This window comes from Brevibacillus sp. NRRL NRS-603 (assembly GCF_003013445.1).
GTDB classification, from domain to species: domain Bacteria; phylum Bacillota; class Bacilli; order Brevibacillales; family Brevibacillaceae; genus Brevibacillus; species Brevibacillus formosus.
The window spans coordinates 1-1320 of record NZ_PXZN01000127.1 but is presented as its reverse complement, the minus strand read 5'-3'; the positions used below and the strand labels follow the sequence as shown (position 1 = coordinate 1320).

Annotated in this window: 1 protein-coding gene; it reads left to right on the top strand. The window is 49.5% G+C overall.

Annotation, left to right across the window (positions count from 1 at the left end):
• Positions 1 to 286 precede the first annotated feature (286 nt).
• Positions 287 to 1320: aminopeptidase (locus C7R94_RS29045; RefSeq protein ID WP_106785975.1), on the top strand; the 1034-nt coding region annotated here is incomplete at its 3' end.

The following is a 1320-nucleotide window of genomic DNA, read 5'->3' as shown; positions in this document are numbered from 1 at the left end:
AGAATTTCATAAGTGAAGCTTAAATTCCCCGCCATTTATTCCGAAGCTAGGTTGGGCTCCAGAGGCGCTTGGACTGGAAATTCGCTTCTTCTACGCAGCTTCTCGTTATTGTTTGAAAGCAAAACTTAGAAGGTGAATGCAGTACAATGATCTCAAGAACTTCTTCGTACAAACTTGCCAAACGCCAAAAGCACGAAATCATCAACAGCTGTTCCCGATGATATTCCTCTGACAAACGCGCGTTATGCTGGAAGAGCAATCAAAACCCAGAAAGGACGCGTGCGCGATGAGAGATGAAAGACTAGGAAAAATAGCAGACAACTTAATTTCGTACAGCATGGATGTGCAGGCCAAACAGCATATTATGATCATGGTCGTGGATGAAGGAGAACCGCTCGCAATGGAATTGGTGAAGCGACTGTATGCGAAGGGAGCTTATCCCCACCTGCGCTTTGTACGGCCTCAGGTCCAGCGGGAATGGTTGAAAGGGCTAACCGAAGAACAGCTTGCCCAGACCGTTCAGTGGGAAAAGGACATGTGGTTTGGCATGCAGGGCTATATCGGAATTCATGGCGAGACGAATGACAGTGAGATGAAGGATGTTCCGCAGGAGAAGCACCGTCTGTACGCAGAAGCGTATGATTCCATATTCCATTATGTCGACAATCAGATTACGGGACTGCGTATTAACTACCCGACCTCGGCTCTTGCCCAAAAGGCCAACATGACGACAGAAGCGTTTGAGGATTTTTATTTCAACGTATGTTCACTCGATTATCGGAAAATGGCCGAAGCGTGCCGGCCGTTGTACGACCTCATGGACAAAACAGACAAGGTGCGCATCGTCGGACCAGGGACAGACCTGACCTTTTCGATCAAAGGGATTGGGACGCGGACAGCGGTAGGCAAACGAAACATTCCCGATGGCGAAGTGTACACCTCTCCTGTGCGCGACTCGATTCACGGGACGATCAGCTACAATACGCCCAGCCATTTCAAAGGTACGACGTTCGAAAACGTCCGGTTTACTTTTCGGGAAGGAAAGATTGTCGAGGCGCACGCGAACCATACGGACAAGCTAACGGAGATATTGGACACAGATGAAGGTGCACGCTACATCGGTGAATTCGCCATTGCGTTTAACCCGTACATTTTGCACCCGATGGGGGATACTTTGTTTGATGAAAAAATCGCTGGCAGCTTCCATCTTACACCGGGTCGTGCCTATGATCAGGCGGATAACGGCAACCGCAGCGCGATTCACTGGGACCTGATCTGCATTCAGCGTCCGGAATACGGTGGCGGCGAAATCTGGTTTGA